General features: G+C 66.9%; 14 protein-coding genes. 7 read left to right on the top strand and 7 right to left on the bottom strand.

Features of this window, described 5'->3' with window-relative positions; all coding sequences use genetic code 11:
- Window positions 1–50: 50 nt before the first annotated feature.
- Together DU502_RS13580 and DU502_RS13585 are read right to left on the bottom strand one after the other, a co-directional pair.
- Window positions 51–1,559, bottom strand: coding sequence for a sulfatase-like hydrolase/transferase (locus DU502_RS13580; protein WP_121920306.1), 1,509 nt, complete (start codon window positions 1,557–1,559; stop codon window positions 51–53).
- A 47-nt stretch (window positions 1,560–1,606) separates the two neighbouring features.
- The gene (locus DU502_RS13585) at window positions 1,607–3,061 is read right to left on the bottom strand and encodes a sulfatase (RefSeq protein WP_121920305.1); all 1,455 of its coding nucleotides are present in this window, start codon (window positions 3,059–3,061) and stop codon (window positions 1,607–1,609) included.
- Window positions 3,062–3,203: 142 nt separating this feature from the next.
- Here DU502_RS13585 and aglF point away from each other — a divergent pair, with 142 nt between their 5' ends.
- The 7 genes from aglF (at window position 3,204) to DU502_RS13620 (ending at window position 10,877) form a co-directional block, all read left to right on the top strand.
- Window positions 3,204–3,971 (top strand): UTP--glucose-1-phosphate uridylyltransferase AglF, encoded by a 768-nt coding sequence (aglF, locus tag DU502_RS13590; protein WP_121920304.1) that lies wholly within the window; start codon window positions 3,204–3,206, stop codon window positions 3,969–3,971.
- A gap of 1,195 nt (window positions 3,972–5,166) precedes the next feature.
- On the top strand, window positions 5,167–6,072 hold the full coding sequence (gene aglJ, locus DU502_RS13595; protein ID WP_121920303.1) for an S-layer glycoprotein N-glycosyltransferase AglJ: 906 nt from the start codon (window positions 5,167–5,169) through the stop codon (window positions 6,070–6,072).
- Window positions 6,073–6,174: 102 nt separating this feature from the next.
- The gene (locus DU502_RS13600; protein WP_121920302.1) at window positions 6,175–6,507 is read left to right on the top strand and encodes a hypothetical protein; all 333 of its coding nucleotides are present in this window, start codon (window positions 6,175–6,177) and stop codon (window positions 6,505–6,507) included.
- Between the two features lie 95 nt (window positions 6,508–6,602).
- Window positions 6,603–7,838, top strand: a complete 1,236-nt coding sequence (locus DU502_RS13605; protein ID WP_121920301.1) for an MFS transporter — start codon at window positions 6,603–6,605, stop codon at window positions 7,836–7,838.
- A gap of 61 nt (window positions 7,839–7,899) precedes the next feature.
- Window positions 7,900–9,204 (top strand): phosphoribosylamine--glycine ligase, encoded by a 1,305-nt coding sequence (purD, locus tag DU502_RS13610; protein ID WP_121920300.1) that lies wholly within the window; start codon window positions 7,900–7,902, stop codon window positions 9,202–9,204.
- A 73-nt stretch (window positions 9,205–9,277) separates the two neighbouring features.
- Complete coding sequence (gene dacZ / locus DU502_RS13615; protein WP_121920299.1) at window positions 9,278–10,093, top strand: diadenylate cyclase; 816 nt, start codon at window positions 9,278–9,280, stop codon at window positions 10,091–10,093.
- Between the two features lies 1 nt (window position 10,094).
- A complete protein-coding gene (locus DU502_RS13620) occupies window positions 10,095–10,877 on the top strand; it encodes a mechanosensitive ion channel domain-containing protein (RefSeq protein ID WP_121920298.1) in 783 nt (260 codons plus the stop codon).
- 36 nt (window positions 10,878–10,913) lie between these two features.
- Here the strand turns inward: DU502_RS13620 and DU502_RS13625 are convergent, their stop codons facing one another.
- The 5 genes from DU502_RS13625 to DU502_RS13640 form a co-directional block, all read right to left on the bottom strand.
- Complete coding sequence (locus DU502_RS13625) at window positions 10,914–11,822, bottom strand: universal stress protein (RefSeq protein WP_121920297.1); 909 nt, start codon at window positions 11,820–11,822, stop codon at window positions 10,914–10,916.
- 69 nt (window positions 11,823–11,891) lie between these two features.
- The gene (locus DU502_RS13630) at window positions 11,892–12,431 is read right to left on the bottom strand and encodes an acyltransferase (protein WP_121920296.1); all 540 of its coding nucleotides are present in this window, start codon (window positions 12,429–12,431) and stop codon (window positions 11,892–11,894) included.
- Between the two features lie 50 nt (window positions 12,432–12,481).
- A complete protein-coding gene (locus DU502_RS18360) occupies window positions 12,482–12,646 on the bottom strand; it encodes a hypothetical protein (protein WP_166033682.1) in 165 nt (54 codons plus the stop codon).
- A 2-nt stretch (window positions 12,647–12,648) separates the two neighbouring features.
- Window positions 12,649–14,307 (bottom strand): tRNA uridine(34) 5-carboxymethylaminomethyl modification radical SAM/GNAT enzyme Elp3, encoded by a 1,659-nt coding sequence (locus DU502_RS13635; RefSeq protein ID WP_121920295.1) that lies wholly within the window; start codon window positions 14,305–14,307, stop codon window positions 12,649–12,651.
- A gap of 66 nt (window positions 14,308–14,373) precedes the next feature.
- The gene (locus DU502_RS13640) at window positions 14,374–15,414 is read right to left on the bottom strand and encodes a hypothetical protein (protein ID WP_121920294.1); all 1,041 of its coding nucleotides are present in this window, start codon (window positions 15,412–15,414) and stop codon (window positions 14,374–14,376) included.
- Window positions 15,415–15,441: the final 27 nt, after the last annotated feature.

Consider the following 15,441-nt stretch of genomic DNA (forward strand, 5'->3'; position numbering starts at 1 on the left):
TCCCGCTCGGTCGGACAGGGTGGCGAATCGTTCGGATCACGGCGTCCGGGCTACACGTACCCCAAGTCCCGCAACTGTTGTTCCACGTCGCCGGACAGATCGCTCTCTACGTCACCTTGGACTGCCGGGAACCGCGATACTGCGTCCTCACAGGCGGCGCGCAGGTCGGCGGGGGCGGCCGCCACGTCTGCCGGGTCCGACCCCCGATACGCGTCCACTTCGCCCCGCGAGTCCGCGACGACCTTCCACTCCCCGTCGAACCCCATCACAGTGTGCGTCAGCGACTCCCGTTCGACGAACCAGTCCTCGAAATGGTCGTAGTTCCGCATCGACTCCTCGTGGTAGGGGTTCGCCGGAAGTTCGAAGAACACGGGGTCGTCGTCGAAGTAGTCGGCCCACATGGCGCCGCCGGCGTCGACGAACGTACCCAAGTCGCCTGTGAGCAGATCGTAGAGCGCGCGGAGCGACACCCGATCCTCGACGGTTCGGGCCTCGATGTCTGGGTGTGCCACGATCAGCGGCACCGTCCAGAGGTGTTCGTTCAGGGCGTCCAGATGGCCCATGCTCCGCTCGCCGCGCAGGTCGGTCTCGCCCAGGCCCTCGCCGTGGTCGGACGTGATGACGACGACCGTCTCGTCGCGGATGCCTGCGTCTTCGAGCGCTCGGAGCAGGTGGGCGATCTGTTCGTCGACGCTCCGAACCTCGGCGCGGTAAGCGGCACGCACGAGTTCGACGGCTTCCTCGTCGACCTCGCCGGCGAAGAAAGCGTTCCGGAACTGCCGAGCGTTCGAGAAGTTCGGCGACATGGTTCGCAGGTCGTCGAGGGTCCACCGGCCGTCCGTCACCGCCCGGAAATGCGCTTCGGGCGGTTCGTAGGGGTAGTGGGGGTCCATGTAGTTCGCGAACGCGAACAGCGGGGCGTCGCGGTCGGCGGTCCGCGCGAACTCGTCGGCGAGGAGGTCGGTCGACCGGTCCGACGCCCGCGTCAGGAAGCCGTAGGAGTCGGTGTCGACGAACGGGAGGTGGTCGCTGTATGCGTACCGCCGGTCGAGTTCGAGCGCGACGGCGCGGGCGAAGTTGTCGAGGCTGGCAAGCGGCCGGTCGTGGGTCGCGGCGTCGACGAGGGTCTGCACGTAGTCCCGCGGGCGGGGCGTGCGGTCCTCCTGAAGCTCCCGGACGTTCGCGAAGGGATTGAGACCGCACGGATTCAGGGGGCGGCGCGTCTCGTAGAAGCGGTCGAAGCCGTGGTCGAACCCGTGGGAACTGGAGGCGTAGATGTTGGCGGTGACGCCGACGGTGTCGTAGCCGTCGGCGGTCAGCGATTCGATCAGCGGCAGGTGATCGAGGTGGTGTTCGCGATGGTAGTAGCCGTGATCGTGGGGCCACTCGCCGGTGAAAAGCGAGGCGTGCGCCGGAAGCGACCAGTTCGCGGGGGTGACACAGGCGTCGAAGGAGAGGTTCTCCTCGGCGAGGGCGTGGATAGTGGGGGCATCGGCCTCGGTGATCGCGTCGAGTCGCAGGCAGTCGAGGACGAGACACAGGACGTTCGGGTTCCCCATCTCGCCTACACCCACCGCCGTCGGCTTCAAATACGTATCGTTTGGGACTAGAGATAGCCTAACTCTTTCAGGTGGCTCTGTACGTCCGCGTCGAGGTCGCGATTCCCCGCCGCGACGGTCGGATCGGGCTCGATAGCGTCGAACACCTCGCTCGTCACGTCCTCGTCGCGTTCGATCACCTGCCGTTCGAGCGCATTCGGAATCACCTGCGTCAGCGCGCTGTCGCCCCGCCGGGAGAACTTCCACACCGCGCCGTCGCGCCACTCGTAGACGGCGCGCCACGGGCCGGCGTACCGCTCGGGGTTCGGGCAGGCGTCGGGGAGTTCCTCGCTCGGCGACGTGACGCGCTCCGTCGAGACGAGGACGGGGCCGTCGGGGGCGAACGAGCGGTCGCCGTCGGTCGCGTCCGCTTCCGCCGCACCCTCACCGTCGACGGCGGCCCGCACCACCGCCGGGAACCGCGTCAGTGTGGCCGGGCGGTCGACCGTCCGGCCCTCGGTTTGGCCGGGATACTTGACTACCAGCGGGACGTGCGTCACCTCCTCGGAAATTCCCCAGCTATGATCGACGAGTTCGACCGTCGGCTCCAGTTCGCTCGGCTCGCCGAACCCTTCGCCGTGGTCGCTGGTGACGACGACGAGCGTGTCGTCCAACTCGCCCCGCTCTCTCAGCGCCCCGAGCAGGCGGTCGACGTGTGCGTCGGCCTGTCGGATCGCGCCGTCGTACAGCGCCTCGAACGCGCGGAGTTTCCAGAGATACTCGCCCGAGAGAAAGGTCGTGGAGTAGGGACCGCGAGTCTCGCGGTGGAGGCGCTGAAGGTACGATCCGCCCCAGCGGTCGTGTTCGTCGTCCGGGACGTACGGGTAGTGAGCGTCCATCAGGTTCAGACAGGCCGCCCATGGCCCCGAACGATCGGCGTGCCAGTCGAGGAATTCGGGAACGTACGTCGCCCCGGATTCGTCGACAGCGAAGCGATCCAGCCGGTCGTAGGCGAGTTCGGCGGCGCCATTTACGAGCGAGCGAATCGGTCGGCCGCTCGTGAGCGACAGGCGGAGGTAGTCGACGTAGGACGTGTCGTTGATGTTCTCGACGGTCGAGGGCGAGAGCGCGTCGGGGAAGGGTGCAGACTGGCGTTCTTTCGGCCCGACGACGGTGTCGAACGCGTCGCCGAAGTTCGAGGAGCGCGTGACGACGGCGTTGGGGGTGAAAAAGCCGGTGTCGTAGCCGCGGTCGGCGAGGTCGGCCCAGACGGTTCGGCCGGGATCGATCTGCGCGCCGTGGCTCGTCAGGCCGTGGGCCGCGACGTGGGCGCCCGAAAAGATGCTGGCGTGACTGGCGAGGCTGTGGATGCCCGGCGCCCGCGCCTGCCTATACGTAGTCGCCCGATCCGCGAACGCGTCGAGTCGCGGGGTGGTCTCCCGTCGGTAGCCGTGGAGGCTCGTGTTCCGGGCACGAACGCTGTCGAGGACGACCAACAGGACGTTCGGATTCGCCGTCGCCATCTCGCCTACACCCTCCGCCGTCGGCTTCAAATACGTATCGTTCCCCGGGTCGGGTGGGACCGTCCGGTCCGGCGAGCGCCAGTAATCGAACGAGAGAACCGGAGCCGAAAGTATTTGGCTCCGCGGCGGTCACTGCCGAATCATGAAAGCCGTCATCCTCGCCGCCGGCAAGGGCACCCGTCTCCGCCCGCTGACGGAGGACAAACCGAAGGTGCTCGTCGATGTGGACGACAAACCACTCATCGAGTACGCCTTCGACGCCCTGATCGACATCGGCGTCGACGAGTTCGTCGTCGTCGTCGGCTACAAGAAAGAACAGCTCATGGAGCGCTACGACGACGCGTACCGCGACGTGCCGATCACGTACGCCCACCAGCGCGAGCAGTTGGGGCTCGCCCACGCGCTCCTGACGGCGGAGCCGTACATCGACGACGACTTCATGCTCATGCTCGGCGACAACGTCTTCGACGCGAACCTCGGCGACGTGGTGAACCGACAGGCCGAGGAGCGCGCCGACGCCGCCTTCCTCGTCGAGGAGGTGCCGTGGGACGAGGCGTCCCGGTACGGCGTCTGTGACACCAACGAGTACGGCGAGATCACACGTGTCGTCGAGAAGCCCGACGATCCGCCCTCCAACCTGGTGATGACCGGGTTCTACACGTTCACGCCGGCCATCTTCCACGCCTGCCACCTCGTCCAGCCCTCCGACCGCGGCGAGTACGAACTCCCGGACGCCATCGACCTGCTGATCCAGAGCGGACGCACCATCGACGCCATCCGGATGGACGGCTGGCGCATCGACGTGGGCTACCCCGAGGACCGCGAGGAGGCCGAACGGCGGATTACGGACAGAGATGGCGGAGTGGAAACAGCCGACGGGACGAGTGCTGAAACGGGAACGCAGGGATAACTGACTCTGGCAGTATACCAACTATAGAGCAACGTACAGCCCGAAGTGAAGTACCTCGGGGTCAAGCCCCGAGGCACTCGCCTTACCCGGTTGTAGACAAGCATTCCAGCACTGTCTCTCGTCAGTGACTGCCGAATTGTGTTCATAATTGGAGAGACAGTCTGAGATGGCATGATAGAATCTCTAGTGCGTAGAGAACACGTTTAGGAAGATTCCTGATCGAGATCGATCCCGCAAGTTGGTGGAAAGATGGATCACAGATGCAGATATGAGGGCGTGATCGGCAGGACGACACCAATCGAGAGATGAAACACCACGAGCATGGCGATCTCCACTGATTAGCGGGGGCACCTGCTCAGATCGCACTCGGCCAGCGATGTCGCCAACGGTTCATAATCGGATCCAGTCTGCCGATTAGAGATAGGCGCTGTGACAATACTGATCAAATGGGCTGTACGATGGGACTGTCTCAACCGTCTTCTGAAGGCTGTGAGACTGTATCAGGCGTTTCGCGCCGAATCAGACACGGTACACAGCCCCCCTCACCATCTGCCCGGGTCTGATGGACGAGTTTGTAGCCTCGCAATGTCCGTGACATCCTCCCGCGCCTAAAGGCGCGGGCCTCCCACCCGGTGTTGGCCGGGCAGGTCAATCCTGAACGTTGGGGGTCTAAGGTTTGCGGGACAGTCAGCCAGTGGCTCTGCCACGAAGCCGTTACTCGTACCCTGTGAAGGGCTTCGAGGTACCTGATTGTTTAACGACTGTCGGCGTGGTCGGCTTACCTTTTGGTTTCGGCTACGAACCGTGGCAAACACCGAGTCAACTGCCAGTTCCCCACGCACAGTGTGTACTACCGTGGTTTGTGAGTTAAAATGTCGGATTCATCTGGTGGCTTTAGCCACCAGTATTCTCCTTGAATCTCTATAACCATCCAAAACGACGATCGATCTACTTCTTGCGGGCATTCAGACCAATTATGAAAAGATAATAACGCGCTCTCGCAGGCCTAGCGAGTGCCTCAACCACAGAGGACGAGTCATTTTCAGTATGAAATTCTCAAAGTAGAATTTTCCGCTCGTATCTGTCCGAATCAAGCCACGCAGGGATATCGAAGCGTCGCTACCCGCTTGGAAGAAGACCGACGCGACAAGACGGGATAGGAACGACTTTCCCGCTCCCCCGGCGAGGGGGCTGTATGTCCGGGTCCGACGACGTCTGCGTCCTCGTCCCCACGCTCGACGAGGGGGAGACCATCGGCGACGTGGTCCGTGACTTCCGCGACGCGGGCTTCGCGGACGTGCTCGTCGTCGACGGGGGGTCGACGGACGACACCCAGGCCGTCGCCCGCGAGGCGGGCGCGCGTGTCGTCGAACAGACGGGCACCGGAAAGGGGCAGGCGGTCCGGGAGGCGGTGAGAGAACACGTCGACGCCGCGTACGTCCTCATGCTCGACGGCGACGGCACGTATCACGCCGACGACGCCGAGGCGATGCTCGAACCCCTCCGCACCGGTGAGGCGGCGCACGTCATCGGTGATCGCTTCGCCGACATGCGATCCGGCGCGATGACGTTTCTCAACCGGGTCGGCAACCGCCTCATCAACGCCGCCTTCGGCGTCATTCACCACGAGTCGTTCGGCGACATCCTCTCGGGCTACCGGGCGTTTACCCGCGAGTCGTTCGACCGGATGCATCTCACGGCCGACGGCTTCGGCATCGAGACGGAGATGGCCGTCGAGTGTGCCAAACGCGACATTCCGACGACGGTCGTTCCCATCACCTACTACCCCCGGCCCGCGGGGTCGAACACGAACCTCCACCCCATCCGCGACGGCGGGATCATCTTCCTCGAACTCTACCGGCGGGCGAAGACCAACAACCCCCTCTTCTACTTCGGGAGTCTGGGCACGGTGTCGACGGCGACGGGCTTTCTGGTCGCCCTCTACGTCGGCGTCGAGTGGGTGACCCAGCGCGTCTCCCACGAAGTGCTCGCCGTCGTCGCCGCGTTCGCCATCCTCGTCGGCGTCCAACTGCTGATGTTCGGCATGCTCGCGGATCTGATCCTCTCTCTGCACCGTGAGCAGTTGCGGGAGCGGGAGTGAGACAACCCGGTAAGGTGTCCATACTGCCACTTAACCCGGATTAAGCGAGCTGACTCGGCTTTCACGTCGACGCGATTGATTACGTGGCGCGGTGTAGTGAGCATGCCGTCCACCATGGAACCGCACACGCTCCTGATGGTCGGCTTCGTGGTACTCGCCGGCGCGGTGTTCGTGACGGCGCGTGTTGGTGCAGCCGCCGTCGGCGTACTCCCCGCTTCGGGTGCCGGTGGCGCGGACGAACGCGATACGGAGCCGGACACCGCAAACGAGACCGACGAGGGGATATCGGCCGCCCGCGACGACATCGAATGGGGGGCGTCGCGGATTACGGCCGACGACCGCGAGCGAATGCGGAAACACCTGGAGAAAGACCCCCTCCATCGGAGTCCGGACGACCTCCTGCCGTCGGACGCCGACGACGACGACGGGTCGTGACCGGCGAGTCCCCGTATTTTCACGCGACGTAGCCCACGCTGGCGGCGACCGGTTGCTCCGAACGTTGATTACGGTGCCGGCCCACGCCCCGAGCGATGCCGGACTCCGACGAGACGACGGGCGTGCCGTGGCGCTCCCCACGACTGTATCTCCTCGTCGCGATGGCGGCAGTGGCACCGCTCGACGTGAACATCATCGGGCCGGCGCTCCCGGCCATCGCGGACGCCTTCGACGTGTCGAGCGCGCGCAGCGGCCTCGTCATCACCGCCTTCGCCGCGCCGGGGGCGTTCCTCGCGCCCATCGTGGGGATGTACGCCGACCGCTTCGGCCGCCGACGAATCGTCGTTCCCTGTCTCCTCATCTACGGCGTCGCCGGTGTGGCCGTGACGCTCGTGACCGAACTGTGGATGGTCCTCGTCCTCCGGGCGGTGCAAGGGAGCGTCGGCGGGAGCATCCTCGCCTCGCTGTCGCTCGCGCTCGTCGGCGACTACTACGACGGCCCGCGGCGCAACGCAGTGATGGGCGTCGTCAGCGCGAGCATCTCCTTCAGTGCCGCCGCTGGGCCGGTCCTCGGGGGCGTCCTCGCCGCGCGCTCGTGGGATGCGCCCTTCTACCTCTACGGGTCGAGCGTCGTCGTCGCGGGGCTGGTGTACTACTACCTCGACGCGCCGGCGGTGGAGGCGGAGGGAACATCGAGCGATGGCCGCGACGGCTCGTACATCCGGGCCGCCATCGCCTCGCTCCCCACCCGTCAGGCACTCGTCGTCTACGGCGCGACGCTCGCGGGCTTCACCCTCTTTTTCGGCGGCGTCCTCACCGCCGTCCCCTTCCTGCTGGAGGAGACGTACGGGCTGGAGTCGGGTCGGGTCGGCGCCCTCGTGACGGGGGCGATGATGGTCGCCGCGGTGGTCGCAGTGTTCAACGGCCGGTTCGCGCGCTACCTGTCGAACCTCGGCATGGTCACCATCGGCTTCGGCTTCTACGCTCTCGGCCTCGTCGGCGTGTGGGCCGCCGGGTCCGCGACGGGTGTCCTCCTCGCCCTCGGCGTCTTCGGCATCGGCCACGGCCTCCTGCTTCCCTCCGTCGCGTCGGCGCTGTCGGCGCTCGCCGGCCCCGAGTTCCGCGGCGGCGTCATGAGCCTGCGGACGAGCGTCATCCTCGGGGCACAGGCCATCGGCCCGCCGCTGTTCACCCTGCCGGCGACGCGACTGGATGTGGGCTACGAACTGCCGCTGGCCGTCGCTGGCGTGGGTGCGGCGCTGTTCGCCGTCGGCCTGTTCGCCGCCGCTGGCGGGCGGACGGGACTCGTCGTCGGGGCAGCGGAGTCGTAGCGGAGAGCGGAAGGGGAGCAAAAGGGCAACGTTTAGGCCGATTCCGTGGGGTGCATCGACCATGTCAGAGACAGTGCTCCTCGTCGGCGGCGGCGGACGAGAACACGCCATCGCCCGCGCCGTCGCGCCGGACTGTGACCTCTACGCCTGCGCGAGCAACCGCAACCCGGGCATCGCGGCGCTGGCCGAGGAGATGCGGGCCATCGACGAACGGGAGGCGGAGGAAATCGTCGCCTTCGCGGACGACGTGGACGCGACGCTCGCGGTGATCGGCCCCGAGTCGGCGCTCGCGGCGGGAGTCGCGGACGCTCTCGACGACGCCGGCGTCTACACCTTCGGCCCCGGTGCCGACGAGGCCCGCATCGAGACGGACAAGGCCTATCAACGGCGGTTCATGGAATCGGAGGGGATTCCGGGCTGTCCCGACTTCGAGACGTTCGACGACATGGACGCCGCCTGCGACTACATCGACGCCTACGACGGCGACCTGGCGGTCAAGCCCGCCGGCCTGACGGGCGGGAAGGGCGTCCGCGTCACGGGGGACCAGGTGACGAAGGAAGAGGCCAAAGCGTACCTCCGCGAGTCCGACTACGAGCGAGTCGTCCTCGAAGAACGCCTCGTCGGCGAGGAGTTCACCGTGCAGGCGTTCGTCGCCAACGGGGACGTACGGACGACCCCCGCCGTCCAAGACCACAAGCGCGCCTACGAGGGCGACGAAGGGCCGAACACAGGAGGGATGGGAAGTTACAGCGATGCCGATCCGACGCTGCCGTTCATGGACGCGTCGGATTACGCGGAGGCGGTCGACGTACTGGAGGCCACCGTCGACGCCCTCCCCGACTACAAGGGCATCCTCTACGGCCAGTTCATGCTCACCGCCGAGGGCGTCCGGGTGGTGGAGTTCAACGCCCGCTTCGGCGACCCCGAGGCGATGAACACGCTGCCGGTCCTCGAGACACCCTTCCTCGACGTGCTGACGGCGGCGCGCGACGGCGACCCGCTTCCCGACCTCTCCTTCGCCCCGCGGGCGACCGTCTGCAAGTACGCGGTGCCGGCGGGCTACCCGACCGAACCCGAATCCGGCGCGCTGATCGAGGTGGACGAGGAGAGCGTGGCGGCCGCCGCCGAGGGCGACGGGGACGCCCTCCTCTTCTACGCCAGCGTCGACGCTCGCGAGGACGGCCTCTACACCACCACCTCGCGAGCGTTCGCGGTTGTCGGCATCGCGGCGACGATCACGGACGCGGAGGCCATCGCGGAGGATGCCCTCGCTGCTGCGGGCGACGGTCTGCGGATCCGACACGACATCGGCAAACCCGACCTGGTCCAGCAACGGATCGACCACGTCGAGCGCCTGCGCGAGTAACGGGTCGAGGAACGCATGACAGGCGTGTGACGGGCCATAAACCTTTATTTCGCCGCGTCTCGTCCGTCCGCTAATGGCGACGTTACGCGATTCTCTCGGTGACCTCGTGGACGACGTCGACGGACTGTTCCTGTTTGCCCCGTCGGCGGCGTTCTACGAGCGGTTCGCGGACGTGGACGTAGACCTGGTGGTGATCGCCGACGAGAACGGCGTGGGCGCGGACGCCTTCGTCGAACTCCCACTCGATTTCGACAACGTCCGCGACCGGATCAAGTTCGGCGTTGAGGGCGCGATGGAAAACGACTTCGCCGCCGAGGGCGACACCGTCGCCTGCACCGTCGCGATGTTCGGTGACGACATCGACGCCGACTCGCTGGTCCGGGTGCGCGTCGACGAGTCGATGCGCTCCGGCATCTACGACCTCTTCACCGACTCCCGGGCCGAACCCGGCGTCATCCGCGACGTGTTCGAAGTCGCCATCGACCTCGGGAAGAAAGGACAGAAGGGCAAGCCGGTGGGCGCCCTGTTCGTCGTCGGCGACGCGGGCAAGGTGATGAACAAGTCCCGGCCGCTCAGCTACAACCCCTTCGAGAAGAGCCACGTCCACGTCGGCGACCCCATCGTGAACGTGATGCTGAAGGAGTTCTCGCGGCTGGACGGCGCGTTCGTCGTCTCAGACTCGGGGAAAATCGTCTCCGCGTACCGCTACCTCGAACCCTCGGCCGAGGGCGTCGACATTCCCAAAGGACTGGGCGCGCGCCACATGGCCGGCGGCGCGATCACGCGGGACACGAACGCCATCGCCATCGTCCTCTCCGAATCCGACGGAATGGTCCGGGCGTTCAAGGGCGGCGATCTAATTTTGGAGATCGATCCGGAGGAGTACTGAAATGCAGGGCGGCACGATCCGCGAACTCGTCGAGACCGTGCCGATCCGGTTCTGGCTCGCCTTCGCGACCCTCTTTTTCGGCCTCATTCTCGGGTGGCTGACGCGCATCCTCGCCCGGCGGGTCCTCGAGCGGATCGGTGTCCCCGGCGCCATCGAGGGGACGGCCTTCGAGCGCACCGCCCGCGAGTTCGGCACCTCGACGGTCGACATCCTCGCCGCTATCGCGGGCTATTTCGTGTTCGGACTGGCCGTCTTCGCCGCCGTCGCCGTCGCCGAAATCCAGTACGTCGCGCAGTTCTGGAACGCCGTCGCCGGCTTCCTGCCACAGCTCTTTTTCGCCGTCATCGTCCTCATCGTCGGCGTCCTGCTCGGCGACAAGGTGGAACTGGTCGTCTCCGAGCGCTTCCGCGGCGTGAAGATTCCACAGATCGGCGTCCTTCCCCTGATGGCGAAATACAGCGTGTTCTATCTGGCCGCGCTGATCGCCCTCGGACAGGTAGGCGTCGCCACGGACGCACTGATCGTCCTGCTCGCCGCCTACGTCTTCGCCATCGTCTTCCTCGGTGGCATCGCCTTCCGCCAGCTGCTCTCCGCGGGCGCCGTCGGTACCTACCTCCTGCTCAACCAGCCCTACACCATCGGCGACGAGATTCGCGTCGGCGACGTGCGCGGCATCGTACAGGAGATGGACCTGTTCGTCACGCACGTCGAAACCGACGGCGAGGAGTACGTCTTCCCGAACAGCAAGGTGTTCGCGGACGGCTTCGTGCGGATTCGGTCGTGACGGGACGGCGATTCGATCCGCGTGGGGTCGCGGCGGTCAGTCGCCCGCCGTCGAACGATGGCTGTTGTTTCGCACCGACAGGACGACACTGCCCGCGTTCGTCCGCACGGAGCGGTTCGTCGACCCGAAGATGAACTGGCGGAGGCGCCCCTTGGTCGGGGCGCCGATGATCGTGAGCCCGTAGTAGCGGGACTGCTCGATGATCGCGTCCGCGACGTCGTCGGCCTCTAGAATCCACGTCGTCGTCGTTTCGAGACGGCCGATGCGGTGATAGACATCGTCGACGAGTTCCGTCGCTGCGTCGCGTCGCCGCGTGGACACGTCTTCGTCCACGACGTGCAGAATGTCGACCCACGCGTCACAGTCGGCCGCGACGGCCTGGGCGAGGTCGGCGGCGAATCCCGAGTGTGGACCGCCAGCGACCGGCAACAGGATCGACGGCACCTGCTCGTATCCGGGCTGGCCGTTCACGACGACGACATCGCAGTCGGCATGCACCGCGATGCGCTCGACGACCCCCTTGCGGAGGCGGGGACTGCGGGACCGACTCGGCAGCACGAGCGTGTCGACATCGTTCGCACGAACGGTCCGGAGAACGCCCGTGACCACGTTCCGGGTGTGGAGGAAGTCGCCGTCGAGTTGTGGCGTCGAATCGGCTGCTTGGTCGAACACCCAGTTCAGAAGCGCGTCGTCCGTCGCGTCGCTGGCCGCGCCGCCGAGCGTCCTCGGTGTCTGTTCGGGGACGGTGACGGGGTTGATCACGGAGAGCGCGGCGCCGGTCGCCCGCGCGAGCGTCGTGGCGATCTTGAGCTGGTCGGTGAGGGCCGGCACCTCGGCCGTGAGGAGCGGAACCAGGATGTGGTTGCCGTCGAAGCGCCCCGCGATACCGGGGATGCCCTCGGGTGCGTCGTCGCCCAGGAACTCCCCCAACGACGTGAGGCTCATGCACGGTGTGACGGTCCCTGTTCACAAAAAACCGGAAGATGATCGCGGTCATACCCCGGCAGGCGGGCGTCAATCGTCGTCCTCGACTGCGCCCACGCCCCCCTCGACCGGCGTCGCCGGCACCCCTACCACCGTCGTCCCCGGCGGCACGTCCTCGGTCACCAGCGAGTTGGCTGCCACCTTCGCGTCGGCGCCGATTTCGACGCCGGGGAGGACGACTGCGCCCGCGCCGATCAGCGCACGCTCTCCGATCACTACCTCCCCCGTCCGGTACTCCTCGGTCAGGAACTCGTGACAGAGGAGCGTCGCGTCGTAGCCGACGATGGCGTCGGCGTGGATCGTGATGAGTTCGGGCCAGAACACGTCCGGCGTCGCTTCGAGACCGAACGCGACGCCGGGGCCGACGGTCGCGCCGAGGCGACGGAGGAGCCAGTTTTTTGCCCGCAGGCTGGGCGAGACGCGGATCAGCCAGACCGCGAGGTAGTTCACGACGATCCGGAGGGGGTGTTTGGCGTCCGTCCAGTGCCACAGGGAGTTGCGCGGGCCGGCGGTTGGATGACGGTCGAGGGCGTCGTGTCGGCGGCCATCCTCCGAGTCCGAGTCGGTCACGGTCGCCCTACGCGAGCGGTCGTCTTGAAATGCCCTGCCGGCGGCAGAGGTCACGCCCGCAGGCCGGCCAGCAGGTACGCCGCCGGGAACGAGGCGGCGAGGGCGCCGACGGCGACGACGATGCGGGCGTAGATATTCGGTGGCGCGAGCGCGACGGCGACGGCGGTGGGGACGGCCGCGATGACGAGCGCCCAGAGGATGCGTTCGGACGACACGCTCACTCCAGTCGCTTCGAGACGTACGGGCCGTCCTGGAAGTACCCGAGTTTCTCGCGGTAGTACTGCCGGACGCCGATGCCGCTGATGACGCTCACCTTGTCGTAGCCCGCCTCGGCGGCGAGGTCCTCCGCGCGTTCGAGGAGGCGGCGGCCGTAGCCCCGGTGTTGCCAGTCGGCGTCCGTCTCGTCACGGATTCCGACCTCGCTCCCGTAGACGTGGAGTTCGCGCACCAGCGCGGCGTTCGCCAGTTCGCGGCGCACGGGGTCGTTCGGGAAGCGCAGGCGGCAGAAGCCGATCAGCAGGTCGGCCACGGGGTCCTCGAAACTGATGAAATGTTCCGTCCCGCCGCCGGCCTCGTAGGTGAGCACGTCGAGTTCGATCCGGTCGGGGTCCGGGTCGGCGTCGTTGTGTCCCACCTCGCGGGCGCGGATGTCCCGCGGCGTGATGCCCATCTCCTCGGCACGCTGGGTCGCTAGCTGCCGCAAGTTGGACTTCCAGACCCCGGCGTCGATGTGGTCGGCGGGGATGTCCCGCTGGACGCGCTGGAGGCGGGTGTACTTCGGGATGACGTCCATCACTTCCGCGACGAGTTCGGCGGCCTCCTCGTTGTCGAGGGGTTCGAAGTCGTCACGGCGCCACATGTCGTAGGTGCGGGTGCCGCGGACGACGAGCGTCGGATAGATCTTCAGGTAGTCCGGCCGCCAGCGCGGATCTTCGAACAACTGGCGGAAGTCCTCCAGACACATCTCGTAGGTCATGCCGGGCTGGCCGGGCATCATGTGGAAGCCGACCTTGAACGCGGCGTCACGGAGGCGACGGTTGGCGTCGATGGAGGCCTGCACACCGTGACCGCGGTGCATCTCGCGGTTGATCCGCTCGTAGGTGGTCTGGACGCCCACCTCGACTTTCGTGCCGCCGAGGTTCAACATCCGGTCGATCTGTTCCGGGCCGCACCAGTCGGGCTTGGTCTCGAACGTGGTGCCGACGTTGCGCACGTCGGCCGTCTCGTTCTCGGCGATCACGTCCTCCAGATACCGGAACTCGGGGTCCTCTTCCGCGAAGCTCCGTCCCTCCGCCGGGTTCGGCGTCGCGTCCGTGTCGTAGTCGTTGAGTGCCTCCAGCGCCCGCTTGACGAACCACTCCTGATAGTCGTGGCTCCGGGCGGTCATCGTCCCGCCCATCAGAATGAGTTCCACCTTGTCGACCGGGTGGCCGATGTGGCGGAGCTGTTCGAGGCGAAGGGTCACCTGCCCGTACGGGTCGTAATCGTTCTGCTCGCCGCGGGCCGCCGCGGGTTCGTGGCCCGTATAGCTCTGGGCGCTCCCGAACTCCGAAGCGGGGCCGCCGGGACAGTAGAGGCACTTCCCGTGCGGGCACATGTGCGGCGAGGTCATGATGGCGACGGGGGAGACGCCCGAGGCGGTGCGGACGGGCTTGCGCTGGACGACCGCCTGCACCTCGTCGCGGCGCTCGTCCGGGGCGTGGTGGAGGATGTCGGCGTTTTTCGGCACCTTCGCCGCCGAGTGTTCGGAACAGGCGTCGAGTTTGGCCGATTCGAGACCGTCGCGGTCGAGGTCGTCGTCGAGGATGCGCTCGACCAGATCCTCGCAGACGCGCTCAAACGCGTCGCTCTCGCTGGCGTCGGCGTCCGTGCTCACGATCCGGCCCTCCGGCTTGTCATCGTCTGCGTGTCGTCGGGTCGTGGGGTTAAGGATGTCGCTCGCTCACGCCACCACCTTCGAGACGCGGAGCCGATAGAGCTGGCCGTCGTACCGGACGTACGCCGTTCGGCCCGACGGCGAGTGGTCGTATATCCACGTCTCGGCGGCCCGGTAACGCGGCGGCGCCGTCTCGGTTCCCTCCCACGAGACGCGTTCGCCCGAAAGCGCCGCGAAGACGACACTGGCCGCCGGATCCGGGACGCTCCCGTTCGTCCGCACGACCGGCGTCACCAGCGAGTCGCGGCGCGTGTCGACGAACGCCGCCGCCGAGTCGGCGACCTGCCGGAGACTGTACTCGACGCGATATCTGACGGCCGGCTGGCCGCGTCGCTCGCCTTCGATCCGAAAGAGGTCGCCGTCGTATCTGACGTAGTGAGGGTCGCCGTCGGTCAGGACGGAGTCGGACGGGGCCGCGTCGGCGGGGAACACCCACGTGTACCCCGCGCTGACGACGCCGCTGTCACGCGCTCGTGGCGGCGGCAAGGCGTACGTAAAGACGCGCCGGTCGACCGAGGAGAGGGCAGAGAGGTTCACGGCTTCGCGGTCAGCGCGGGCGTACGCCTCGCGCCCCTCACGGATCGGGCCGTGGAGACGCATCTCGTAGGCCGGCCCCTCGTGGCGACCGACCACCCGCTTCGCCATCTCGGAGTACGTCCCGTTCGAACGGACGACGGTCCCGTTCTCGAACGGGCCGGGCGTCGCTTCCGGGGTCGGGTCGTCGATGGCGACCCGGACCGCGCGCCCGTCGGCGAACAGGTCACGGGTGAAGGACGCCGCCCGCCACGCCACGTCGGCTTCGACCTCCGCCGGCGAACGAGCCACCTCGCGGGCCATCGTGGCGTCGGTGATGGGCGTGGCCTCGTACTCGTAGGCCCGGTAGTGACTGACGTACGTCGTCGGGGGTGGGGTCGGCGTCGTGTCGGCGTGTGTCGTGATCGTTCCGGGGTCGTCGGTGGCCGTCGGCGTTGCCGTCTCCGACGGAGTCCCGGCACAGCCGGCGACGAGGACGAGGAGGGCCACCAGGAGGGCGGTATGACGGAGCACGTCACGGCGACACACGGCCGAGGAGAA

The sequence above is a fragment of the Haloplanus aerogenes genome (assembly GCF_003856835.1).
GTDB classification, from domain to species: domain Archaea; phylum Halobacteriota; class Halobacteria; order Halobacteriales; family Haloferacaceae; genus Haloplanus; species Haloplanus aerogenes.